General features: G+C 73.3%; 21 protein-coding genes and 1 tRNA gene. 10 read left to right on the forward strand and 12 right to left on the reverse strand.

The window, feature by feature from the left end:
* Positions 1 to 45 precede the first annotated feature (45 nt).
* From J7523_RS10750 to J7523_RS10785, 8 genes are all read left to right on the forward strand, one after another.
* Positions 46 to 723, forward strand: a complete 678-nt coding sequence (locus J7523_RS10750; RefSeq protein ID WP_363266831.1) for a response regulator transcription factor — start codon at positions 46 to 48, stop codon at positions 721 to 723.
* Positions 720 to 1,697, forward strand: coding sequence for a HAMP domain-containing sensor histidine kinase (locus tag J7523_RS10755; RefSeq protein ID WP_291886061.1), 978 nt, complete (start codon positions 720 to 722; stop codon positions 1,695 to 1,697). The genes J7523_RS10750 and J7523_RS10755 overlap by 4 nt, the downstream gene beginning before the upstream one ends.
* 158 nt (positions 1,698 to 1,855) lie before the next feature.
* Positions 1,856 to 2,137, forward strand: a complete 282-nt coding sequence (locus J7523_RS10760; protein ID WP_291886064.1) for a dsRBD fold-containing protein — start codon at positions 1,856 to 1,858, stop codon at positions 2,135 to 2,137.
* Positions 2,138 to 2,142: 5 nt separating this feature from the next.
* Positions 2,143 to 3,378: an FAD/NAD(P)-binding oxidoreductase gene (locus J7523_RS10765; protein ID WP_291886066.1), complete on the forward strand. Its 1,236-nt coding sequence runs from the start codon at positions 2,143 to 2,145 to the stop codon at positions 3,376 to 3,378.
* Between the two features lie 14 nt (positions 3,379 to 3,392).
* Entirely contained in the window at positions 3,393 to 3,707 is a 315-nt protein-coding gene (locus J7523_RS10770) for a TusE/DsrC/DsvC family sulfur relay protein (RefSeq protein ID WP_291886068.1), read from the forward strand.
* A gap of 26 nt (positions 3,708 to 3,733) precedes the next feature.
* Positions 3,734 to 4,249 carry a DsrE/DsrF/DrsH-like family protein gene (locus tag J7523_RS10775; RefSeq protein WP_291886072.1) on the forward strand — a complete coding sequence of 172 codons (516 nt, stop codon included), beginning with the start codon at positions 3,734 to 3,736 and terminating at the stop codon, positions 4,247 to 4,249.
* A gap of 51 nt (positions 4,250 to 4,300) precedes the next feature.
* Positions 4,301 to 5,017 (forward strand): response regulator transcription factor, encoded by a 717-nt coding sequence (locus J7523_RS10780; protein ID WP_291886075.1) that lies wholly within the window; start codon positions 4,301 to 4,303, stop codon positions 5,015 to 5,017.
* Positions 5,018 to 5,075: 58 nt separating this feature from the next.
* The gene (locus J7523_RS10785; RefSeq protein WP_291886078.1) at positions 5,076 to 6,614 is read left to right on the forward strand and encodes a GAF domain-containing sensor histidine kinase; all 1,539 of its coding nucleotides are present in this window, start codon (positions 5,076 to 5,078) and stop codon (positions 6,612 to 6,614) included.
* An 85-nt stretch (positions 6,615 to 6,699) separates the two neighbouring features.
* Here J7523_RS10785 and J7523_RS10790 read toward each other — a convergent pair whose 3' ends face one another.
* Complete coding sequence (locus J7523_RS10790; protein WP_291886082.1) at positions 6,700 to 7,572, reverse strand: universal stress protein; 873 nt, start codon at positions 7,570 to 7,572, stop codon at positions 6,700 to 6,702.
* Positions 7,573 to 7,796: 224 nt separating this feature from the next.
* Between J7523_RS10790 and J7523_RS10795 the strand changes: the two genes are divergently transcribed.
* The gene (locus J7523_RS10795; RefSeq protein WP_291886084.1) at positions 7,797 to 8,624 is read left to right on the forward strand and encodes a universal stress protein; all 828 of its coding nucleotides are present in this window, start codon (positions 7,797 to 7,799) and stop codon (positions 8,622 to 8,624) included.
* Positions 8,625 to 8,710: 86 nt separating this feature from the next.
* Positions 8,711 to 11,374 carry a cation-transporting P-type ATPase gene (locus tag J7523_RS10800; RefSeq protein ID WP_291886212.1) on the forward strand — a complete coding sequence of 888 codons (2,664 nt, stop codon included), beginning with the start codon at positions 8,711 to 8,713 and terminating at the stop codon, positions 11,372 to 11,374.
* A 42-nt stretch (positions 11,375 to 11,416) separates the two neighbouring features.
* On the opposite strand, the gene J7523_RS10805 is transcribed toward J7523_RS10800, so the two are convergent.
* From J7523_RS10805 to J7523_RS20610, 11 genes are all read right to left on the reverse strand, one after another.
* Positions 11,417 to 11,653, reverse strand: a complete 237-nt coding sequence (locus J7523_RS10805) for a hypothetical protein (RefSeq protein WP_291886087.1) — start codon at positions 11,651 to 11,653, stop codon at positions 11,417 to 11,419.
* 279 nt (positions 11,654 to 11,932) lie between these two features.
* Positions 11,933 to 13,315 carry an MBL fold metallo-hydrolase gene (locus tag J7523_RS10810; protein WP_291886090.1) on the reverse strand — a complete coding sequence of 461 codons (1,383 nt, stop codon included), beginning with the start codon at positions 13,313 to 13,315 and terminating at the stop codon, positions 11,933 to 11,935.
* A gap of 93 nt (positions 13,316 to 13,408) precedes the next feature.
* Positions 13,409 to 14,329, reverse strand: coding sequence for a universal stress protein (locus J7523_RS10815; RefSeq protein WP_291886093.1), 921 nt, complete (start codon positions 14,327 to 14,329; stop codon positions 13,409 to 13,411).
* Between the two features lie 47 nt (positions 14,330 to 14,376).
* Positions 14,377 to 15,246, reverse strand: coding sequence for a universal stress protein (locus J7523_RS10820; RefSeq protein ID WP_291886095.1), 870 nt, complete (start codon positions 15,244 to 15,246; stop codon positions 14,377 to 14,379).
* Positions 15,247 to 15,705: 459 nt separating this feature from the next.
* Positions 15,706 to 15,779 (reverse strand) — tRNA-Pro (locus J7523_RS10825).
* Between the two features lie 83 nt (positions 15,780 to 15,862).
* Positions 15,863 to 17,338: a ribosome biogenesis GTPase Der gene (der, locus tag J7523_RS10830; RefSeq protein WP_291886098.1), complete on the reverse strand. Its 1,476-nt coding sequence runs from the start codon at positions 17,336 to 17,338 to the stop codon at positions 15,863 to 15,865.
* A 56-nt stretch (positions 17,339 to 17,394) separates the two neighbouring features.
* On the reverse strand, positions 17,395 to 18,213 hold the full coding sequence (locus tag J7523_RS10835; RefSeq protein WP_291886100.1) for a class I SAM-dependent methyltransferase: 819 nt from the start codon (positions 18,211 to 18,213) through the stop codon (positions 17,395 to 17,397).
* Between the two features lie 11 nt (positions 18,214 to 18,224).
* Complete coding sequence (locus tag J7523_RS10840) at positions 18,225 to 18,917, reverse strand: lysophospholipid acyltransferase family protein (protein WP_291886103.1); 693 nt, start codon at positions 18,915 to 18,917, stop codon at positions 18,225 to 18,227.
* Positions 18,914 to 19,645, reverse strand: coding sequence for a (d)CMP kinase (cmk, locus tag J7523_RS10845; RefSeq protein ID WP_291886106.1), 732 nt, complete (start codon positions 19,643 to 19,645; stop codon positions 18,914 to 18,916). The genes J7523_RS10840 and cmk overlap by 4 nt, the downstream gene beginning before the upstream one ends.
* Positions 19,627 to 20,736: a prephenate dehydrogenase gene (locus tag J7523_RS10850; protein WP_291886108.1), complete on the reverse strand. Its 1,110-nt coding sequence runs from the start codon at positions 20,734 to 20,736 to the stop codon at positions 19,627 to 19,629. Before J7523_RS10850 ends, cmk begins: the two co-directional genes overlap by 19 nt.
* The gene (locus J7523_RS20610; RefSeq protein WP_363266838.1) at positions 20,733 to 21,467 is read right to left on the reverse strand and encodes a pseudouridine synthase; all 735 of its coding nucleotides are present in this window, start codon (positions 21,465 to 21,467) and stop codon (positions 20,733 to 20,735) included. Before J7523_RS20610 ends, J7523_RS10850 begins: the two co-directional genes overlap by 4 nt.
* Between the last annotated feature and the right edge of the window lie 173 nt (positions 21,468 to 21,640).

Genomic DNA, 21,640 nt, shown 5'->3' on the forward strand with positions numbered 1-21,640 from the left:
GCAGATCTGGGACAGATCTGGGAACGGCGGGTCCAGGATGAGGGCGTGGAGCCGATCGTGGACGCACCCGTGCGCGCGTCGCTGCTGCTCGTCGAGGACGACCGTGAGCTCGGGCCGCTGCTGGTCGAGGTGCTGGGCGACGTCTACGACGTGACGCTCGCGCGCGACGGCCAGGCGGGCCTGCACCGCGCGCTGACGAGCGAGCCCGACGTGCTCGTCGTCGACCGCGGTCTGCCGGGGATCGAAGGGCTGGACCTCGTCGCGCGGCTGCGGCGCTCGGGTGTGCGCGCCCCGGTCCTGGTGCTGACCGCGCGGGGCACCGTGCAGGATCGCGTCGACGGGCTCGACGCCGGTGCCGAGGACTACCTCGTCAAGCCGTTCGACGTGGCGGAGCTGCTCGCCCGGCTCCGTGCGCTGCTGCGCCGGCACACCGACACCTCCGACGTGCTCGACGTCGCGGGTGCGTCGTTCGACGTGCGCAACCGCCACGTCACCCGGGACCACGGCGTCGTCGACCTCACCGCCCGGGAGGCCGACCTGCTGGAGGTGCTGGCCCGGCACCCGCGCCGCGTGTTCACGCGCGAGGAGCTCATCCAGCTGGTGTTCGGCGGCGACGTGGAGCCCAACACCGTCGACAGCTACGTGCACTACCTGCGCGACAAGCTCGGTCGCACCACGATCCAGACGGTGCACGGTCTCGGCTACCGGCTCGGGCCGGCATGACGGGCGCGGACCGCGAGGTCGTGCGGCGGGCCGAGCGCCGCATCGCCGTGACGGTGGGGTGCGTGGTCCTGCTCGTCGTCGGCGTCGTCGCCGTCCTGGCCTGGCTCGCGGGCCGGGCCGAGGGACGCGAGCACGCCCGCGCCGAGGCGGGCGCCGAGCAGACGTCCGACCGGTCCGTCGCCACCGGGCTCGCCGGGGTGCTCGTGGTGGGAGCGCTGAGCGCGGGAGCGGTGGGGCTCGTGGCCGCACGGCGCGCCGTCCGGCCCGTGCAGGACGCGCTGGCGGCCCAGCGCAGGTTCGTCGCCGACGCGTCGCACGAGCTGCGCACGCCCCTCGCGGTGGTGCACACCCGCGCCGAGCTGCTGCTCGCACGCACCCCGGCGGACGATCCGCGCCGCGCCGTCACCGCGCAGCTCGTCGAGGACACGCGCGTGCTGGGCGAGGTCGTCACCGACCTGCTGGTCTCCGCGCAGATGGAAGGCACGTCCGGCGAGCTCGTCCTCCGCGAGCCCGTCGAGGTCGCCGCGCTGCTGCGCGCCGTCGCCGCGTCCTTCGCGGCGGTCGACGACGACCGCCGCCTCGTCGTGGTCGGCGAGCCCCAGGTGGTGCAGGCCGCGCCTGCCGCCCTGCGGCGCGCGGTCGCCTGCCTCGTGGACAACGCGCTCGCGCACAGCCCCGCAGGAGGTCGGGTCGAGCTCGCCGTGGCGCGCGACGACGCACGCGGGCGCGTCCTGATCTCCGTGTCCGACGAAGGCGGGGGGTTCCCGCGGGCGCCGGAGGAACGCCGGCGACTCACCGAACGGTTCGAGCGCGGTCCCCGGTCGGCACCCGGTCACGCCGGGGGCGGCCGGCCCCGCTTCGGCCTGGGGCTCGCGCTGGTCCGGGAGGTCGCCGAGCGCCACGGGGGACGTCTCGTGCTCGGCGACCGCGACGGGGGCGGTGCGGTCGCCACCGTGGAGCTGCCGAGCAGCTGACCGCGAGCCCTCCCCCCAGGCGGCGGAGACGTGCCGGGCGCGACGAGTCGGGACCTTGGGCTCTGGTCCGTCGAGCGACGCCGGCCGGAGGCTGGAGGTGCAGGGACGGCCCGTCCGCCCGGCAGCGCTGTCCTTGCCCACAGGGAAGGAGCAGTGCCATGACCAGCACCTGGCGAGCCAGCATCTACCTGTTCGACACCGACGACCTGCGCGACAACGGGACGATCACCAAGGCGCACGCGGTGCTGACCACGTCGAGCGGGACGACGCTCAACGGGTACGGACGCGCCCGGCGAGCGCCGCACGACAGGGACGTCCCCGAGATCGGGGAGGAGCTCGCGGCGGCCCGTGCGCTCCGGGACCTCGCGGACCGGCTGATGCGTGCGACCTCCGACGACATCTCGGAGCTCGAGCACGCCGACGTGCAGATCCTGCGGTGAGCGCGATGACGCGGCAGATCGTCGTCCTCGGAGCCGGGACGGCCGGCACCATGCTGGTCAACCGGCTCCGTCGGCGGCTCGACGACACCTGGGCCATCACCGTGGTCGACCGCGACGACGCCCACCCGTACCAGCCCGGGTTCCTGTTCGTGCCCTTCGGCGGGCCGACCGAGGAGCTCGTGCGGTCGCGTCACGCGTTCGTGCAGGACGGTGTCGAGCTGGTGCTCGAGACCGTGGAGCGGATCGACACCGATGCGCGCGAGGTGCTCCTCCGCGACGGGCGGCTCCTCCCCTACGACTACCTGGTGATCGCCTCCGGGGCGTCGGTGCGGCCCGATCGGACCCCCGGCATGCTCGGGCCGCAGTGGCGGACCAGCATCTTCGACTTCTACACCCTCCGCGGCGCGACGGCGCTCGCCGAGGCACTCACCTCGTTCCGCGGTGGGCGGCTCGTGGTCCATGTGACGGACGTGCCGATCAAGTGCCCGGTCGCCCCGCTGGAGTTCACGTTCCTGGCCGACGAGTGGCTGCGCGAGCACGGGCTTCGTTCCGACACGGAGCTGGTGTTCGTGACCCCGTTGGACGGCGCGTTCACCAAGCCCGTCGCGTCCGAACGGCTCGGCTCGATGCTCACGGACCGCGGCGTCGTCGTGGAGACCGACTTCCTCGTCGAGCGCATCGACGACAAGACCCTGGTGTCGTACGACGGCCGTGAGATCCCGTTCGACCTGCTGGTGACGGTGCCGCTGCACATGGGCGCGGAGTTCGTGTCTCGGTCCGGGCTCGGGGACGAGCTCGGCTTCGTCCCCGTCGACCGGCACGCGTTCCAGTCGACCGTCGACCGGCGGATCTTCGCAGTCGGCGACGCCTGCGACATCCCCACCTCGAAGGCGGGTTCCGTCGCGCACTTCGCGGTCGACGTGCTGGTCGACAACCTCGTCGAGCTGGTGGCCGGGCGGCCGATGAGCCACTCCTTCGACGGGCACGCGAGCTGCTTCGTGGAGTCCGGCGACCACAAGGCGCTGCTGCTCGACTTCAACTACGAGACCGAGCCGCTTCCCGGCACGTTCCCAGCGCCGTTCGTCGGTCCGATGAGCCTGCTCAAGGAGACCCGGGCGAACCACCTCGGCAAGCTCGCGTTCCGCTGGATCTACTGGAACGTCCTGCTGCCTGGGCGCCCCCTGCCGCTCGCTCCGGCCATGCCGATGGCCGGCAAGAAGGTCCCCGTCGCCACGACCTAGGAAGAGGTGCAGCCATGCCCGTCACGACCCTCGGAGGCCACGCGGTCCACGTCGACCACGAGGGCTTCCTCACGGACCCGTCCGAGTGGGACGACGACCTCGCCACGATCCTGGCGGACCAGATCGGCCTCGTGCTCACACCCGAGCACCGCGCGGTCCTGAGGTTCCTGCGTGACGACTTCGCACAGCGCGGCGAGACGGCCACCCTGCGTCGGGCGTCCGCCGGCAGCGGCGTGCCCGTCAAGGAGCTGTTCCGTCTCTTCCCGCAGAAGCCGGCCAAGAAGATGGCCTACGTCGCCGGTCTGCCGAAGCCCGTGGGCTGCGTCTGATCCGGCACGACACGAGAGGCACCACCATGACCACCACGGACACCGGTCCGGCAGTCGTCCCGCAGTTCGACACGAGCGACGAAGCCGGTCGGACGCTCGCGATCATCTGCTCCAAAGGCAACCTCGACATGGCCTACCCCGGCCTGATCCTCGCCAACGCCGCACTCGGCGAGGGCGTCGAGACGCATCTGTTCTTCACGTTCTGGGGCCTCGACATCATCACCAAGGCGACGATGGGCGACCTCAAGTTCACGATGCTCGGCAACACCGCCACCCACATGCCGCAGGGCCTCGGCGGCCTGCCCGGGATGACCGCGATGGCCACGTCGCGGCTGAAGAAGGCGATCGCCGACCTGGACGTCCCGGACGTGCCCGAGTTCCTCGAGCAGATCGTCGCCTCCGGCGGCCACCTGTGGGCGTGCCGCCTGTCGGCCGACATGAACCACCTCACGCTCGACGACCTGGACGACGACGTCGAGGGCATCATCAGTGCCAGCGACTTCATCGAGAAGACCAGCGGAGCGCAGCTGCTCTTCATCTGACGGCGTCGTCGCTGGCTGACGTCGTCCACGACAGAAGAGGACCATGTCGTCATGGCCCAGATCCGGGTGTTCGTCCTGGACGACCACGAGGTGGTCCGCCAAGGCCTGCTCCGCCTGATCGACGCCGACCCGACGATGACCGTCGTCGGCGAGGCCGCGACCGCACAGGAAGCGCTGGTGCGTATCCCGCGGGCGGACGCCGATGTCGCCCTGCTCGACGTTCGGCTTCCGGACGGTTCCGGGGTCGAGGTGTGCCGCGAGCTCGCGTCGCTCGCGCCTCGCGTCCGATGCCTCATGCTCACGTCGTACGAGGACGACGAGGCCCTCCTGGCCTCGATCACGGCCGGCGCCGCCGGCTACGTGCTCAAGGAGATCCGCGGCCCGAAGCTGCTCGACGCGATCCGCGTCGTCGGGGCGGGCCGGTCGCTGCTCGATCCGGCGACCACCGCGCGGGTGCTCGAACGGCTGCGGGAGTCGCGGCAGCACGACGCCCGGCTGGACCTGCTGACCGCGCAGGAGAGCGCCGTGCTCGACCTGATCGGCGAGGGCCTGACCAACCGGGAGATCGCCGACCGCATGTTCCTCGCGGAGAAGACCGTCAAGAACTACATCTCGAACCTGCTGGCCAAGATCGAGCTGCGTGGCAGGACTCAGGCGGCACTGTTCATCGCCGAGCAGCATCGCCTGCACCCCGAGACGTCTCACGGCGTCCCGGGCACAGTGCCGCCCGACCGCGCACCGACCTCCCGCCGCCCCAGTGAGCCCTGAGCTCGGTGGGCACCTGCGGGCCGGCAGCGGTGCCCCCCAACAGTCCTATGCTGCGTCGATGGGTGTCGGCGGGGTCGACGCGGGGCAGGACGAGCGGCTGGACGCGCTCATGGCCGCCGTCGTGTCGATGTCCACCGAGCTGGACGTCGGCACCGTCCTGCAGCGGCTCGTGGCGGCCGGCTGCAGGCTCACCGGTGCCCGCTACGGCGCCCTCGGGGTACTCGGGCCGCACGGCGACCTGCAACAGTTCGTGCACCTGGGCATGGATGCGGGGACCGTCGAGCGCATCGGGCACCTGCCCTCGGGGCGCGGAGTGCTGGGGCACCTCATGTCGAGCCCGCACGTGCTGCGGCTCCACGACCTGACGGCGCATCCCTCTTCCGTCGGGTTCCCGCCCCACCACCCGCCGATGCACACGTTCCTCGGCGTTCCCGTCCGGGCTCGCGGCGGCGTCTTCGGCAACCTCTACCTGACCGACAAGGCGGGGGACGCGGACTTCACCGCCCGCGACGAGCAGATCGCCGTCGCGCTGGCCGCGGCCGCAGGAGTCGCGGTGGACCATGCGCGCGTGTTCCACCGCACTCGCCAGCACGAGCTGTGGCTCGAGACCGCCGCGGCGTGCACAGCCACCTTGACCAGCGGCGTGCCACGCGACGAGGCGGTCGCAGCGGTCCTCGCTCGCGTGCGTCGGAGCGCCGGTGCACCGGTCGCCCACCTGTACCGGGACGACAACATGCCGGAGGCGCTGTCGGGTGACCTGACGGGCCGGGGTCCCGTCCTGCGCGAGGTTCCGGCAGGCTCCTTGCCGGGGTGGGGGCCGGCGGCGTGGGTCCTCGCCCTGCCGCTGCGCAGCGGTGATCGCTGGCTCGGCGCCTTGGCGCTCTTCTGGCCAGCCCACCGCGAGACGACGCCCCACGTCGACCTGCCGAGCGTGGCCGGCTTCGGCGAGCAGGTCGCGCTCGCGCTCGACGTCGCAGATGCCCAGTCCGACCGCGCACGGCTCGCCGTGCTCGAGGAACGTGAGCGGATCGCCCGGGACCTGCACGACATGGTCATTCAGCGGCTGTTCGCGATCGGGCTCGACGTGCAGGGCGCCGCCCAGGACGCGGTCCGCCCGGATGTCGCCGACCGACTCGAGCACGCGGTCGGCGAGCTCGACGAGACGATCAAGGACATCCGCTCGACCATCTTCAGGCTGGGCTCCCGCGGCGGATCGCCGGGGACGGGGCTGCGCCACCGCATCGACGCCGAGGTCGTCGGCGCCCGGCGCGTTCTGGGCTTCTTGCCACGGCTGCGCACGGACGGCATCACCGCCACGGTTCCCGACGCGGTCGGCGAGGACGCAGTCGCCGTCGTCCGGGAAGCGCTCGCGAACGTCGCCCGGCACGCACGGGCGCACGAGGTCGTGGTGCGCATCGACGTCGGCCGCGACCTGCTCGTCGAGGTACAGGACGACGGCGTGGGCATGCCCGACGCCGCGACCCCGAGCGGGCTGACGAACCTCGAGGACCGGGCGGTGCGGCGCGGCGGAACGCTGCAGCTGGTCGCACCGCCAGGCGGGGGCACGCTCCTGCGCTGGTCGGTCCCGCTGACGTGAGAGGACCGTCGGCCCCGCCGCGTCGTCGCGGGCCGCGGGCTGGCGACACCTGCATCCCACCGGTGCCACCAACTCCGCACGGGGGTCACCTGTCGTCGTGCACGACGAGCACCGGGCGCGTCGCTTCACGAATCACCCCGGCGCTGACCGAGCCGAGCAGCATGCCGCGGAAGCCGCCGAGTCCACGCGAGCCGACGACCAGCAGCTCAGCATCGCCCGACAGCGCCGTGAGCGCGTCGACCGGGTCGTCGTCCACGAGCGTCAGGTCGACCATGAGACCGTCGTGCTCGGCGCGGAGCGTCTCCGCCACCACGTGGGCCGCCTTGTGGGTCGGGTCGTCCTGGTCATCCGTCGACAGCGGCGGCGCGCTGCCCCGGCCGAACGGGTCCGGGATCGTCGGGCGCGCGTGCACCAGCATGAGTGGCCGACCGCGCATCGTCGCCTCCCGGGCAGCTGCGCTCGCGGCGGCCAGCGACGCCGCGGACCCGTCGACGCCGACGACGACAGGAGCATCGGGGTCTGCCGGGCGTTGCGGATCGGATCGCACGACGGCCACCGGGCAGTGAGCGTGCGCAGCGACGTGCACGCCAGTCGACCCGGTCCGCGCGCGGCCGGTCCGCGCGCGCGCCCCGACTACCACGAGCTGCGCACCCTGGCTCACCTCGCGCAGGGCGGGCACGACCTGTCCATGCAGGACCTGGATGCCGACGGACGTGCCGGGATGCTGCTCGTGCACCCACGACTTCTGGTCGCCGAGGTAGTGCAGCACAGTTGCTTCCGGGTCGTCCCCGACCACGTTCGGGTACCAGCTCCACGCCGTGACCAACCAGTCGTCGACGCCACGGACCAGGAGCAGGTGCGCCTGTCGCCGCACCGCCTCCGCCGCCCCCCACTCGAGGGTGCGCGCGCTGCTGTCCGAGCCGTCGAGGGCGACAACCACGGGACCTTCGGTACGCATGAGATGCCTCCTCGTTCTTGCGCGTCGGTGTACCGGACGAACGCCGGCGACTCCGGCTGATCTCCACGCTCCTCTCTGCGGCTACGCGGGTCTCGGGACCTGGGTCCCTGTTCTCGCCGCGACTGGGCCGCCGGCTTCGGGACCTCCGGCCCTGCCGCGCCACACGTGCGCGCAGGAGGGTGGAGGTGTCGCCGCGGGCAGCGGCCCGTCACCGGAGGTGGCGCATGAACGGCCCAGTCGTCGTCGGGTACGACGGATCTCCCCAGGCTCTCAGTGCGCTGGCGTGGGCGACCCAGGAGGCGCGCCGCGAGCAGCTTCCGCTCCGGGTGGTGCACGTCTCGGAGTTCGGCAGCACCGTCCTCGACGAAGGTGTGCACCACGCGCGCAGCATCGCCCCCGACGTCGAGATCGACGCGTCCCTCGACGTGTGCGGGGACGCCCCGGGAACGCTGGTCGACGAGGGAACGTGCGCGAGCCTCCTGGTCGTGGGTTCGCGCGGCCGCGGCTTGCTCAGCGGGCTCCTGCTGGGTTCGGTCAGTGCGGCCGTCGCCGCGCACGCGGACTGTCCCGTGGCCGTGGTGCGACGCCGCGCCGACTCCGCGCGGGCCGCACGCTTGCCGGTCGTGGTGGGGGTGGACGACAGCCCGGCCGGCGCAGGCGCTCTCGACCTCGCGCTCGCGCAGGCGTCGCACCGCGAGGCACCGCTCGTCGTGGTGCGCGCGTGGGACATGCCGACCGTGCTGGGGTCGGTCCTGCCCGGCGCGCCGCAGGAGGTCGAGGTCCAGCGCGCGGCAGAGGCGTCGCTCGCCGAGACCATGGCCGGTCGCGCCGATCGGTTCCCGGACGTCACGGCGCGCCCCGTCGTCCGACGCGGTGCCCCCGCTGCCGTGCTGCTCGAGGCCGCTCACAACGCGCAGCTGCTGGTCGTGGGATCGCGCGGGCGAGGGTGCTTCCTCGGGCTGCTGCTAGGGTCCGTGAGCCAGGCGGTGCTTCACGAGTCGCGCTGCCCCGTCATGGTCGCGCACGCCCGGGTAGGGGCGCGCGGACGATGAACGCCGGTGCGACGGTGCCCTCGCGCACGTCCGGGCCGGATCCCGGCCAGTCGACCACACCGGGTACGCCGACCATGTGCGGCACGGTGGACGACGGCGGCCCTCGGCAGCGGGACGAGGCGGCCCGCCGCGGACGGTCGGCCGGGCTGTCGGGCGACGAGGCACGCGAGCGACTCAGGGCCGACGGGCCGAACCGTCTGCCGCCACCCCCCGGACCGCATCCGGTACGTGAGCTCCTGCGCCAGATGGTGCACTTCTTCGCGGTCATGCTGTGGTGCGCCGCGGGCCTGGCGTGGCTCGGAGGGATGCCCGTCCTGGCGGCCGCCATCGCCACCGTGGTGCTCCTGAACGGCGTCTTCTCGTTCGTCCAGGAGCACGCGGCCGACCAGGCGGCCGCCCGGCTGCGCGACATGCTGCCGCTGCGCGCGACCGTGCGCCGCGACGGCGCGACCATGCAGGTCGACGCGTCCGAGCTCGTCGTCGGTGACCTCGTGGTGCTGACCGCCGGAGACAGGGTGTGCGCGGACGTGGAGGTGATCGACACCAGCGAGGTGGCCGTCGACGAGTCGCTGCTGACCGGCGAGAGCCGCCCGGCCAGGCACGGCCGCGGCGAGCGCGTGCTCGCCGGGACCTACGTCGTCCAGGGTCGCACCGAGGCCGAGGTCGTCGCGGTCGCAGGCGGGACGCGGATCGCGGAGATCGCCGCCGTGATGGAACGCGCGGCACGACCCAGGAGTCCGTTGACCCGAGCCCTGCACCGAGTGATCCGGGTCGTCGCCACTGTCGCGCTCTGTCTCGGGGCCGGCGCCTTCCTCGTGTCGCTCGTCCTCGGGCGGCCGCCGGGCGAGAGCTATCTGTTCGCGATCGGGGTCACCGTCGCGCTCGTGCCCGAGGGGTTGCTGCCCACCGTCACCCTCTCGCTGTCCCGAGCCGCGCAGCGGATGGCGCACCGGCACGCCCTGGTCCGCAGGCTCGACGCCGTCGGGACCCTGGGGTGCACGACGTACATCTGCACCGACAAGACCGGCACGCTCACCCAGAACCAGATGAGCGTCGTCCAGGCGTGGACCCCCGCAGGTCCGGTCGGGCTGCACGGTACGGGCTACGCACCGACGGCCGAGGTCCACGGTGAGCCGGCCGCCGTCGCTGCGGCCCGACGAGCCGCCTCTAGCGCGGCCCGCTGCGTGCCCGACGCCGGTACGACCTTCCAGGGCGGTCGCTGGACAGCCGTCGGCGACCCGATGGATGCCGCGTTGCAGGTCCTCGCAGGACGGCTCGGCGTACCCGAGCGGCCCCGAGCCGACGAGCACACCCCGTTCGACCCGCGGCTGCGCCGATCGTCCGCCTGGGACGCGGACGGCTTGCACGTCCTGGGCGCACCCGATGCGGTCCTCCCCCTGTGCGCACCGTGCCCCGGGGCCGAGTCGGCACTCGACCAGCTCGCGGGTGCAGGGCTGCGTGTGGTCGCGGTTGCCTGCCGTCCGCCGTACGCGGGGACGGAGCCAGGTGGCCACCCCGTGCCGTCCGCTGCCGCCGGAAGCCTGACGCTGCTCGCCCTGCTGGCGCTGTCCGACCCTCCGCGCGACGACGTCGCCGAGGCGGTGGCGCTGGTGCGCCAGGCAGGCATCCGGCTCGCCATGGTGACAGGCGACCACCCCGCGACCGCCGTCGCCGTCGCCCGCGAGGTCGGGCTGGTCGGCGACTCCCCCACCGTGGTGTCCGGCACTGCGCTTCCGGCGGACGACGCAGTGCTCGGCGCCCTGCTCGACCGCGACGAGGTGGTGGTCGCTCGCGTCGCCCCCGAGGACAAGCTGCGCATCGCCCGTGTCCTGCAGGAACGCGGCCATGTGGTGGCCATGACCGGCGACGGCGTCAACGACGGGCCCGCGCTGCGCGCGGCGGACATCGGGATCGCCATGGGGGCGTCGGGCAGCGACGTCGCGCGCGAGGCGGCGGACATCGTGCTGCTCGACGACCACTTCGGCAGCATCGTGGCGGCGGTCGAGCTGGGCCGGTCGACTTTCGGCAACATCCGCCGGTTCCTGACCTACCACCTCACCGACAACGTCGCCGAGCTCGCACCGTTCGTCGTCTGGGCGTTGTCCGGCGGCCGGATCCCGCTCGCGATCACCGTGCTGCAGGTCCTCGCCCTGGACATCGGCACCGACCTCCTCCCCGCCCTGGCGCTCGGCGCTGAACCCCCGAACCGCCGGTCGATGCAGGGACGACGGCTCGAGACGCTCGTCGACCGGACCGTGCTGCGCAGGGCGTTCGGCGTGCTCGGACCCACGGAGGCCGCGGTGTCGGTCGGCGCGTTCCTCGTCGTGCTGACCGCCGGCGGATGGGCGCTCGGCGGCGCGGTCTCGTCGTCCCTGCTCTCGGAGGCCTCAGGTGTGGCGTTCAGCGCGATCGTGCTGGCACAGCTGGCCAACGCCTACGCGTGCCGGAGCGAGAGCCGCTGGGTCGGCGTCACCGGCGTCCGCGGCAACCCGCTGCTCGCGTGGGCGGTCGTCGTCGAGCTCGTCCTGCTCGGGGCGTTCCTCGTCGTCCCGCCGCTCCCGGCGCTGCTCGGAGGGACCTTCCCCGGCTTCGGCGGCTGGCTGCTCGCAGCGACAGCCGTGCCCGCGGTCCTTGCGGCCGACACCACGGACAAGGCCTTCCGCGCCCGCCGGCGAACCGCGGTGCCACCACGGGTGGCCGTCGTGGCAGGCGTCTCGGCGGGGATCCCGCCGGTCCCAAGGCACGTGTGATGGACCGTCGACCGGCCCGACGCACTCGTGCGCGCCGCACCGTCATGGGATGCGCGGGAAGATCCGCCCCTTGGTGAGGTACAGGATCGGTCCCACGAAGTCCACGGCGATGGCCGCCGCCCACAGCGGCTTACGTCCCCGCACGAGCGCCGCCGGCCGGGTGGCGAGGTCCGCCCACGCCAACGCGGCCAGTCCGACCTGAACCGCGCCCAGCCCGACTGCGGCCGCCCGTTCAGGCCCGTTGAGGTCGCGCCAGTGCATATGCAGCTGCACGTTCATCGCTCCGCTCCTTCGTGTGTCTTCCGGCGCTCCATTCCCATCGTCGGTCGGCAGCGCACCGACCGGCAGAGCATTTCGACCCTGATCCAGCCCGCCCTCCGAGCCGCGGGACGCGGCACGAGACTTTCGACGCTCGGCCGTCCCTTGCTCGCGGTGTACGCGAAGCGTCAGCGAGCGGGGCGATGCCCACCGACGGACGAGCACCGCAGCCTTGAGAAGGCGACGGTGTCCCCGTCGAGGTCCGCATCACGGGACCGTTGTCGCCGCTGCGCGCTCCGGTCAGTCCAGCAGCACCTTCTCGCCGCGGCGTGGGACGGTGACCGCGCAGTCCAGCTCCTGCCGGACGCGGTCCGCCAGCGCCAGCGCAGCGTGTTCCTCACCGTGCACGACGTACACGGACGCAGGCGGCCGAGGCATCGCCCGCAGCCAGTCGAGCAGCTCGTCGGCGTCCGCGTGGACCGAGAACCCCTCGTCCTGGATCACCTCCGCGCGCACCGGCACGTAGCGTCCTTGGATCTTGACCTCGCGCGCGCCGTCGACCAGGGCTCGGCCACGCGTGCCTGGCGCCTGGAAGCCGGTCAGGACGACGCAGCTCAGGCGGTCCGGCAGCCAGTGACGCAGGTGGTGGACCACCCGTCCGCCGGAGGCCATGCCGGACGCCGAGACGACGATGCACGGCGCCCCCGGCTCGTTGAGCGCCATCGACTCCTCGGGAGTCCGGGCCAGGCGCAACGTCGGCAGGTCGACGAGGTCGGGGCCGATGCCCGGTCGCAGCTCACCGCGCGTCGCTGCCGCTCGGTAGACGTCCAGCGCCGCCAGTGCCATCGGGCTGTCCGCCACGACGGGGACGGCAGGGATCGCACCGGTGCGCATGAGCTCGGCGAGCTCCATGAGGACGAGCACCGTCCGGTCGATCGCGAACGCGGCGAGGAGGACGGAGCCGCCGCGAGCAAGGGTCCGGCGGACGCTGGCGGCCAGCTCGGCGTGGTGGGAGCCACTCGGTGAGTGCACGCGGTCGCCGTACGTCGACTCGATCACGACGGTGCGTGCGTCGAGGGGGGCAGCTCGCGGCGCCAGAACCGGGTGCGCTGGTCGGCCGAGATCGCCGGAGAACAGCACGCGCGACGCCCCCGCCTGCACCTGGACGGCTGCGGAGCCCAGGACGTGACCGGCGGGAGACAGCACGGCCCGTATCCCGTCGGCGATCTCCACGTCGTCGCCGTAGCCGACCGGTCGGAACCGCGCGACGGCCCGCTCGGCGTCGGCAAGGGTGTACAGCGGCAGGGGCGGGTCGTGCCGGGAGTAGCCGCCGGCTCGAGCGAACTGCGCTTCCCGTTCGTTGAGGTGCCCGCTGTCCCGCAGCACGATCGCCGCCAGTGCGGCCGTCGACTCGGTGAGCCAGACCGGCCCCGCGAACCCGTCACGCACGAGGACCGGCAGGTACCCGCAGTGGTCCAGGTGCGCATGCGTGATGACGACCGCGTCGATGCTCTCAGGCGCGACCGCGAACGGTTCCCAGTTGAGGCGTCGCCACCGGCGCTCGCCCTGATAGAGACCACAATCCACGAGGATCCGGCCACCGGCCCGCTCCACCAGGTGGGCGCTCCCTGTGACCGTCCCGGCCGCTCCCAGGAAGCTGAGGACACTCTGCTGCTCGTCCATGACCCTCCGTCCGGGTCGGCGCACCGTACGTCGATGCCTCCAGCGTGCTCGGTCGCGTATGTGGAGCCGTAGGGCCGGAGGTCCCCTCGAGCATCACGTTCGCATTGGCCCCGCCGACCCGTCGTCGTGCACCACCAGCACGGGGCAGCTGCTCTCCCTGATCACGGCGGAGCTGACCGACCCGAGCAGCATGCCCTGGAACGTGCCCAGCCCGCGCGAGCCGACGACCAGCAGTGCGGCGCGATGGGCGAGCCGCACCAGCGCGTCCGCCGGGTCGTCGTCGGTCAGCACGAGACGGACGTCGAGGAGCAGGTTCTCGGCACGCAACGCGTCCGCGATCGTGGCCACTGCCCGATGGCTGGGGTCGTCCCCGCCGGCGGTCGAGACAGGTGGTCGGGGCCCGTATCCGTAGGGGTCCGCGATCGTCGGGCGGACGTGGACGATCGTCATCGGCAGCGATCGCATGGCGGCCTCCCGAGCGGCGACCCGGGCCGCGGCGATCGAGGCGGGCGAGCCGTCCACGCCCACGACCACGACCTCGTCGGGGCTCGCCGGCGGGGTGGTGTCCGGATCCGGCTCGCCCGTCCTCCAGGGCCGGATCACCGCGACAGGGCAGCAGGCGTGCGCGGCGACGTGGACACCGGTCGACCCCGTCCGTGCTCGACCTGTGCGCGGCCGCGCACCGACGACGAGCAGCTGGGCCTCCACGCTCTGCTCGTGCAGGCACGGCACGGTCTGCCCGTGGATGATGCGCGACTCGACGGCGAGCCTCGGCAGCCGCTTCCGCAGCGTTGCCTCCTGGTCCGCGATGTACGGTGCCGCGTCGGGATCCACGTCCTTGCCCCACTCCGGCGGGTACCAGCTCCACGGCGTGACCTGCCACGCGTCATCGATCGTGCGGACGAGTCTGACGCGTGCCGATCGACGCGCCGCCTCGGCCGCGCCCCACTCGAGCGTATGGGCGCTGCCGGGTGATCCGCTCAGTGCGATCACCACGGGTCCGTCGGCACGCATGAGTGCCTCCTCGCTCTCCGCACGACCGGCCGCCGATCAGCCGCCCGTCAGCCGTGGTCGCGTGCCACGAGGACGGGAACCGTCGCCTCGCGGATCACCGCGCTGCTGACAGAGCCGAGCAGCATGCCGATGAAGGTGCCCAGACCCCGGGATCCCACGACGAGCAAGGCGTTACCTGCACCGAGCTCGACCAGCGCGTCTGCTGCGTCGTCGTCGACCAGCGCGAGCTCGATCGTGAGGTCGCGGTGCTCGTCCTGAAGCGACTCGACGACGACGAGCGCACCCTTGTCAGCAGGGTCGTCCGGGTCGTCTGTCGCGAGCGGCAGCGCTCCGCCGAGGTGGGGCCCGGTCGGACGCGCGTGCACCACGCGGAGGCGGCCGTCGCGCATCGCAGCTTCGCCCGCGGCGAGGCGAGCGGCGGCGAGCGACCCCAGCGACCCGTCGACACCGACGACCACAGCCGGCTCCGGTGACGCGGTGAGGTTCGGGTCCGAACGGACGGCCGCCACGGGACAACTGGCGTGTGCGGCGACGTGGAGAGCCAACGAGCCCGTGCGAGAGGGACGCGACCGCGTTGGTGCACCCACGACGAGCAGCTGCGCCCCGCCGCTCAGCGCCCTCAGCGCAGGCACGGTCCGGCCGTGCATCACGTGCGTGCGCACGGTCAGGTGCGGGTGGTGGTCGACGACGCGAGCCGCCCGGTCGGCAAGGTCGTCGGCGAGTTCGGCCTCGACGCTCGTGCTGTCGACGAGCGTCGGGTACCAGGCCCACGGCGCGAGCCGCCAGGTCTCATCGATCGCGCGGACGATCAGCAGGTCCGCGGACCGTCGGACCGCTTCGTCGGCGGCCCACTGGAGTGTCTCCGAGCTGTGTGGCGCGCCGTCCAATGCAACGACCACAGGTCCGTCGGTACGCATGACTCGCCTCCTCGGGCTGCCGGAACGGCCCTCTGCCGGAAACGCACCGCTTGACTCCAGCGTCGTCCTGCGGGGCGCTGCCCGTCCCGGGACCTCAGTCCCTGGTTGCCGATGCTGCTCGTGGGCCGTCGACGTCTTGCGTCGCACGAGCATCGCCGCCCAGCGCCGGCCACGAGGCATCGGCACGGTGAGGCTCGCGCGGCGACGTGCTGGTCGGTCCTGGGTGAGGATCGAGCAATCTCGACGGGCGCACGCCGGGCTGCCACGATTTGAACCTACGACCTCTCGCGGATCCGCGAGGCGCCCGCGACATCGCGGCCGCACTGCTGCGGCTGGCGTGGCTTGTCGCGTCGTGCGAGGCGACCATCGCTCGTCGAAAGCGTGGGGCAAGACGTGGGCTCAACCTGCGACGATCAAGACTCAGGCCTGGTGAGACACCGTCTCACCAGGCCTGATGCGTCGGGCTGACAGGATTTGAACCTGCGACCCCTTGACCCCCAGTCAAGTGCGCTACCAAGCTGCGCCACAGCCCGATGGCCCCCGCAGGAGCCTCGGAAACTCTACCCCACCAGCGACCCGGTCCCGTCATCGATACCGACCGGCGAGCCGCACACGCTCAGCGCTTCCGCTTCTCCCGCACGCGCACGGAGATCGAGATGGGCGTCCCCTCGAACCCGAACGTCTCGCGGAGCCGGCGCTCGATGTACCGGCGGTAGCCGGGGTCGAGGAACCCGGTGGTGAAGATGACGAACCGGGGCGGCCGGGTGGACGCCTGGGTGGCGAACAGGATGCGCGGCTGCTTCCCGCCGCGCAGGGGGTGCGGGTGGGCGGCGACGAGCTCACCGAGGAACGCGTTGAGGCGTCCGGTGGAGATGCGGGTGTCCCACGACTCGAGCGACCGCTCGAGGGCGGGCACGAGCCGGTCGGTGTGCCACCCGGTGCGGGCGGAGATGTTGACGCGCGGCGCCCACTGCACCTGGACGAGGTCCTGCTCGATCTCGCGCTCCAGGAACGGGCGGCGGTCCTCGTCCATGAGGTCCCACTTGTTGTACGCGATGACGAGGGCGCGACCCGCGTCGACGACCTGTGAGATGACGCGGGTGTCCTGCTCGGTCATCTTCGTCGAGGCGTCGATGAGGACGACGGCGACCTCGGCCTTCTCGATCGCGGCCTGGGTCCGCAGCGACGCGTAGAAGTCGGCGCCGGACGTCTGGTGGACGCGGCGGCGGATGCCGGCGGTGTCGACGAACACCCACGGCTTGCCCTTGAGCGCGACGAGCTCGTCCACCGGGTCACGCGTCGTGCCGGCGACGGAGTCGACGACGACGCGGTCGGCGCCGAGCACCTTGTTGAGCAGCGACGACTTGCCGACGTTGGGCCGGCCGACGAGCGCGACGCGGCGGGGCCCGTCGGGGATGGCGTGGCCGTGCGCGGAGACGAGCGGCAGGGCGTCCATCGCGGCGTCGAGCAGGTCGCCGGTGCCGCGGCCGTGCAGGGCGGAGACGGGGAACGGCTCGCCGAGTCCGAGCGACCAGAGGGCGGCGGCGTCGGCCTCGCCGGCGGGCCCGTCGACCTTGTTGGCGCACAGCACGACAGGCTTGCCCGAGCGGCGCAGCAGGCGGACGACCTGCGTGTCGGTCTCGGTGACGCCGACGGTGGCGTCGACGACGAAGATCACGGCGTCGGCGAGCGAGACGGCGACCTCGGCCTGCTGGGCGACGCGCGCGTCGATCCCCGCGACGTCGACCTCCCAGCCGCCGGTGTCGACGAGCGTGAAGCGGCGCCCGGACCAGTCGGCGGGGTAGCTCACGCGGTCGCGGGTGACACCCGGCTTGTCCTCGACGACCGCCTCGCGGCGGCCGATGATGCGGTTGACGAGCGTCGACTTGCCGACGTTCGGGCGCCCGACAACGGCGAGCACGGGAAGGACGACCACGGGCTCCTCGCCGAGCTCACCGACGTCCTCGGCGTGCAGGAGCGCGAGGTCCTCGTCCTCGAGCTCGTACTCCGTGAGCCCGGCGCGCAGCGCCCGCTCGCGGTCGGCGTCACCGGTCTCGTCGGGCAGCACCAGGGCGGGATCGGTCTCGGTCATGCCCCCATTGTCCCCTGCGCGGCGACCGGGCCGCGACGACGAGGCCGAGAGCCGGGTCACGGCCGCCAGACGGCGACCTCGACGTCGTGCGTCCGCTCGCTGAACATCCCGTCAGGAGCGACGTCGAGCAGCACCGCCCGCACGTCGGCCGCGAAGGCCCCCAGGCGGTCGCCGAACAAGTGCGGCGCGGAGCTGGACATCGACAGGAGCGACGCGAGGACGTCGTCGGCGCTGCGTGGCACCGCGTCGCCGCCCGACACGACGAGGCGTTCCGGACCGGCGTAACCGGCGGCGCGCATGACGTCGTCCTCGCCGCTGCGCGTACCGCCGGGCAGCGTGCCCTGACCTGCGCGTCGTACGGGCCCGAGGTAGGTCGCGACCAGCGCGTCGAGCCGGGTCCATGGAGGCCGCGGGTGCGGCAGCGGGTCGTCGCCGTCGACGCCGCGGTGCGTCATCGACGCCACGTGCACCCAGGCGCCGTGCTCGTCGAGCATCCCCCGCACGGCGTCCGCGACCTCCTCCTGCCGCATCCAGTGGAACGACTGCGCGAACGTCACGGTCCGGAACAGCCCGAGGTCGGCGGGCAGGTCCTCCGCGCGCAGCGCACGCCACACGACTCGCGGCGCACCCGACGAACGCGCCGCCTCGGCGAGCATGTCCGGGTCGGCGTCGATCCCGACCGACGAGGCGTGCAGCGGCGCGAGCAGCGCCGTCAAGGACCCCGGTCCGCACCCGACGTCGAGGAGCCGGCCGGTGCCGTCGAGCCCGAGCGCATCCTGCAGCACGGACGCGAGCCGCGCCGGGTAGGGCATCCGGCCACGTGGATAGTGCTGCGCGCTGCCTGCGAACAGGGTCGGGTCCCACTCCCACGTCATCTCGCTCCCCCTCAGCGGGTCCGTTCGCGGTTCGGGTCGTCGGCCGGCAGCACCAGCCCCGTGCGAGCGGAAGCCCGGTCGACGAGGTCCGCCAGCGCGACCCGGATCGACTCGTTCGCGTCGACGAGCGCGGCCCGGCCCGACGTTCCCGCGGCACGCTCCAGGACGAGAGGCTCCCCGAACTCGATCGCCAGCCGCCGGCGCAGCCCAGGCACGTGCCCGACGGACTCGCCGGTGCGCCGCGTGCCGAGCACCGCGACAGGCACGACGGGCGCGTGCCCGTTGAGCGCGAGCCACGCGACGCCTGCCCGGGCGCTCGTCGCGTCACCGCGTCCCCGGTTCCCCTCGGGGAAGACCCCGACGCACCCGCCGCGCTTGAGCACGCCGAGGGCGGAGACGAGCGCCGCCCGTCCGCCCTCCCGGTCGACGGGGATCTGCCCGGCGGCCTGCAGCACCCAGCCGACCGGCCCGGTGAACATCTCCTCCTTGACGAGGATGTGCGCCGGCCGGGGCGCGACGCCGAGCAGCACGGGACCGTCGACGACACCGGTGTGGTTGGCCGCGAGCAGCACGGGCCCGTCAACCGGCACCCGGTCCGCCCCGACGACATCGGCGTCCCACACGACCCGTGCGAGGAACCGCCCGACCCACCGCGACCACGCCGGCCCGGCCGGACCGGGGACGCGCGGCGAGTGGGCGCTCATGCGCGGGCGACCTCCGACGCGACGACGTCGAGCACGACCTGCACGGTCTGGTCGAAGTCGAGGTGGGACGAGTCCACCGTGACGACGCCGTCCGCGGCCACGTGGAACTGCACGACGGTCGAGTCGTCGGCGTCGCGGCGCAGCACCTGGTCGCGCGTGGCCTCGACGGCGGCCGCGTCGTCGGAGCCGTGCACGTCCCGTGCCCGACGAGCGAGGCGGGCCTCCTCGCTCGCGGTGAGCAACACCCGCACGTCGGCGTCGGGAGCCACGACGGTCGTGATGTCCCGGCCCTCCGCGACGACCCCGCGGCCGCCCGACCAGGACGACGGGTCGCGCTCCGCGTCGATCGCCGCACGCTGCAGCCGGCCGAGCTCGGCCCGGACCTCGAGGTTCGTCGCGACGGCGCTCACAGCCGCGGAGATCGCGGTCTCCCGGATGGCCGCACCGATGTCGGTCCCCCCGACGCTGACCGTGGGGTTCGACGGGTCGACGCCGAGGACGAGCGGCATCGCCCGGACGGCGTCCGCGACGGCGGCGGTGTCGTCCAGCGCGATCCCCTGCTCGAGGCACCACCAGGTCGCCGCCCGGTAGGTCGCCCCCGTGTCGAGGAACGCGAGCCCGAGGGCCTTCGCGACGGCGCGCGAGACGCTCGACTTGCCGGACCCCGAGGGTCCGTCGATCGCCACGACCAGGGCGGGAACTGCCGTGCTCAACTCACCAGTCTCCATCCGCGGGCCGTCAGCTCCGCCTCGAGGTGCTCGACGCTGCCGGGCAGCACCGAGATGCCCGCCATGCCGACCGGCCGACCTGCGGCGTGCTCCAGCTGCAGGTCCTCCAGGTTGACGCCCGCCTCCCCCACGTCGGTCAGCAGCCGCGCGAGCTCGCCGGGGGCGTCCGGGACGAGCACCGTGACCACACGGTAGACGCGCTGCACGCCGCCGTGCTTGCCGGGGATCCGGGCGACGCCGGCGTTGCCGTCGGCAACCGCCTGGGCGATCGTCGCGAGCGCGCCGAGCTCGACCGTCTCCGGCCCCGTCGCCGCATCGGCACTGGTCAGCGCGCCGATCACGGCGTCGAGGTCGGTCCGCAGGTCGGCCAGCACCTGCCGCACCGCGCCGGCGTTCGCGGCGAGGATCGACGTCCACAGCGCAGGGTCCGACGCCGCGAGGCGCGTCACGTCGCGCAGGCCCTGACCCGCGAGGCCCAGGGCTGTCTCGTCGACGCCCCGCAGCCGCGCGGCGACGAGGCTCGCGGCGACCTGCGGCACGTGCGAGACGACGGCGACGGCGGCGTCGTGCGCGTCGGCGTCCATCGACACCGGGACGGCACCCAGGTCGACGGCGAGCGCGCGCACCGCGAGGATCGCGTCGGGCCGTGACGACCCGGAGTCGGTGATGACCCAGGGCCGCCCGAGGAACAGGTCCGGCACCGCCGCGGACGGACCGGAGCGCTCGCGCCCCGCCATCGGGTGGGAGCCCACGTACCGCGAGAGGTCGGCACCCGCGGCCCGCAGCTCGGCCAGCACGTGGCCCTTGACGCTGGCGACGTCGGTCACGACAGCGTCCGGGTGGGCCTCGAGCTCGGCGAGCACGACGTCCGCCGTGACGTCCGGCGGCGCCGCGACCACGACGAGTGCCGGGTCCGAGTCCTCGGGCGAGGCGGGACGGCCGGCACCGACGTCACGGGCCAGGGCGAGCGCGGTGCGTGACGGGTCGTGCAGCACGACGTCGCCCCCGCGGGTGGTGAGTCCGAGGCCGACGGACGCGCCGAGCAGCCCGGTCCCGACGACCCGCACGGTCCCCTGCGTCGCGAGCGTCACATCCCCGCCTGGGTCATGAGCGAGCCGACCTCCGTCTTCGACAGCCCGCGCGTGCGGCCCGGCTTGAGGTCACCCAGCCGGATCGGGCCGATCGCAGTGCGGACCAGGCGCGAGACGGGGTACCCGACCTCGTCGAACAGCCGCCGCACGATGCGGTTGCGGCCCTCGTGCAAGGTGACCTCGACGAGGCTCGCCTGCGGCGTGAGCTGCACGACGTTGAACCGGTCCAGCACGACGGGCCCGTCCTCCAGCTCGATGCCCTTCAGCAGCCGGCCGGCGAGCGAGGGCGGCACCTTGCCCTCGAGGTGGGCCAGGTAGGTCTTCGCGACGCCGTGCGACGGGTGCGACAGCCGGTTCGCGAGGTCACCGTCGTTGGTCAGGAGGATGAGTCCCTCGGTGTCGGCGTCGAGCCGCCCGACGTGGAACAGCCGCTCCTCACGGTTCGCGACGTACTGACCGATCGACGGACGGCCTTCGGGGTCGTGCATCGTCGAGACGACGCCCTTGGGCTTGTTGAGCGCGATCGTGATGAGCGACGAGTCGAGCTGCACCCGCATGCCGTCCACGTGGATGACCGCGTGCAGCGGGTCGACGCGGACGCCGAGCTCGAGCACCGGGCTGCCGTCGACCGTCACGCGACCCGACGCGATGAGCTCCTCGCACGCCCGGCGCGAGCCCATCCCCGCCGCGGCGAGCACCTTCTGCAGGCGGACGCCCTCGGGGTCGTGCACGTCGATCGTCGGCTGCGGCGCGGGCCGCTGCGGCGGACGCGACCGGCCGGGCGGGCGTCCTGCCGTGCCGGCGCCCTTGGACCCGCCGCTCGCACCACCCCGACGGGCCGCAGCGCCACGGGCACCCGTCGACCCGCCACGCGACGCGCCCGCCCCGGCGGACCCGGCACCGC

Source organism: Cellulomonas sp. (assembly GCF_017744555.1).
GTDB lineage: Bacteria > Actinomycetota > Actinomycetes > Actinomycetales > Cellulomonadaceae > Cellulomonas.

Excerpts from the sequence above, each read along its gene's own strand:
- J7523_RS10785 (WP_291886078.1), top strand. The coding sequence starts at position 5,076 with ATGGGTGTCGGCGGGGTCGACGCGGGGCAGGACGAGCGGCTGGACGCG.
- J7523_RS10765 (WP_291886066.1), top strand. The coding sequence starts at position 2,143 with ATGACGCGGCAGATCGTCGTCCTCGGAGCCGGGACGGCCGGCACCATG.
- J7523_RS10835 (WP_291886100.1), bottom strand. The coding sequence starts at position 18,213 with ATGACGTGGGAGTGGGACCCGACCCTGTTCGCAGGCAGCGCGCAGCAC.
- J7523_RS10810 (WP_291886090.1), bottom strand. The coding sequence starts at position 13,315 with ATGGACGAGCAGCAGAGTGTCCTCAGCTTCCTGGGAGCGGCCGGGACG.
- J7523_RS10805 (WP_291886087.1), bottom strand. The coding sequence starts at position 11,653 with ATGAACGTGCAGCTGCATATGCACTGGCGCGACCTCAACGGGCCTGAA.
- J7523_RS10790 (WP_291886082.1), bottom strand. The coding sequence starts at position 7,572 with ATGCGTACCGAAGGTCCCGTGGTTGTCGCCCTCGACGGCTCGGACAGC.
- J7523_RS10840 (WP_291886103.1), bottom strand. The coding sequence starts at position 18,917 with ATGAGCGCCCACTCGCCGCGCGTCCCCGGTCCGGCCGGGCCGGCGTGG.
- J7523_RS10755 (WP_291886061.1), top strand. The coding sequence starts at position 720 with ATGACGGGCGCGGACCGCGAGGTCGTGCGGCGGGCCGAGCGCCGCATC.
- J7523_RS10815 (WP_291886093.1), bottom strand. The coding sequence starts at position 14,329 with ATGCGTGCCGACGGACCCGTGGTGATCGCACTGAGCGGATCACCCGGC.
- J7523_RS10795 (WP_291886084.1), top strand. The coding sequence starts at position 7,797 with ATGAACGGCCCAGTCGTCGTCGGGTACGACGGATCTCCCCAGGCTCTC.
- J7523_RS10780 (WP_291886075.1), top strand. The coding sequence starts at position 4,301 with ATGGCCCAGATCCGGGTGTTCGTCCTGGACGACCACGAGGTGGTCCGC.
- J7523_RS10760 (WP_291886064.1), top strand. The coding sequence starts at position 1,856 with ATGACCAGCACCTGGCGAGCCAGCATCTACCTGTTCGACACCGACGAC.
- J7523_RS10775 (WP_291886072.1), top strand. The coding sequence starts at position 3,734 with ATGACCACCACGGACACCGGTCCGGCAGTCGTCCCGCAGTTCGACACG.
- cmk (WP_291886106.1), bottom strand. The coding sequence starts at position 19,645 with ATGGAGACTGGTGAGTTGAGCACGGCAGTTCCCGCCCTGGTCGTGGCG.
- der (WP_291886098.1), bottom strand. The coding sequence starts at position 17,338 with ATGACCGAGACCGATCCCGCCCTGGTGCTGCCCGACGAGACCGGTGAC.
- J7523_RS10820 (WP_291886095.1), bottom strand. The coding sequence starts at position 15,246 with ATGCGTACCGACGGACCTGTGGTCGTTGCATTGGACGGCGCGCCACAC.
- J7523_RS10770 (WP_291886068.1), top strand. The coding sequence starts at position 3,393 with ATGCCCGTCACGACCCTCGGAGGCCACGCGGTCCACGTCGACCACGAG.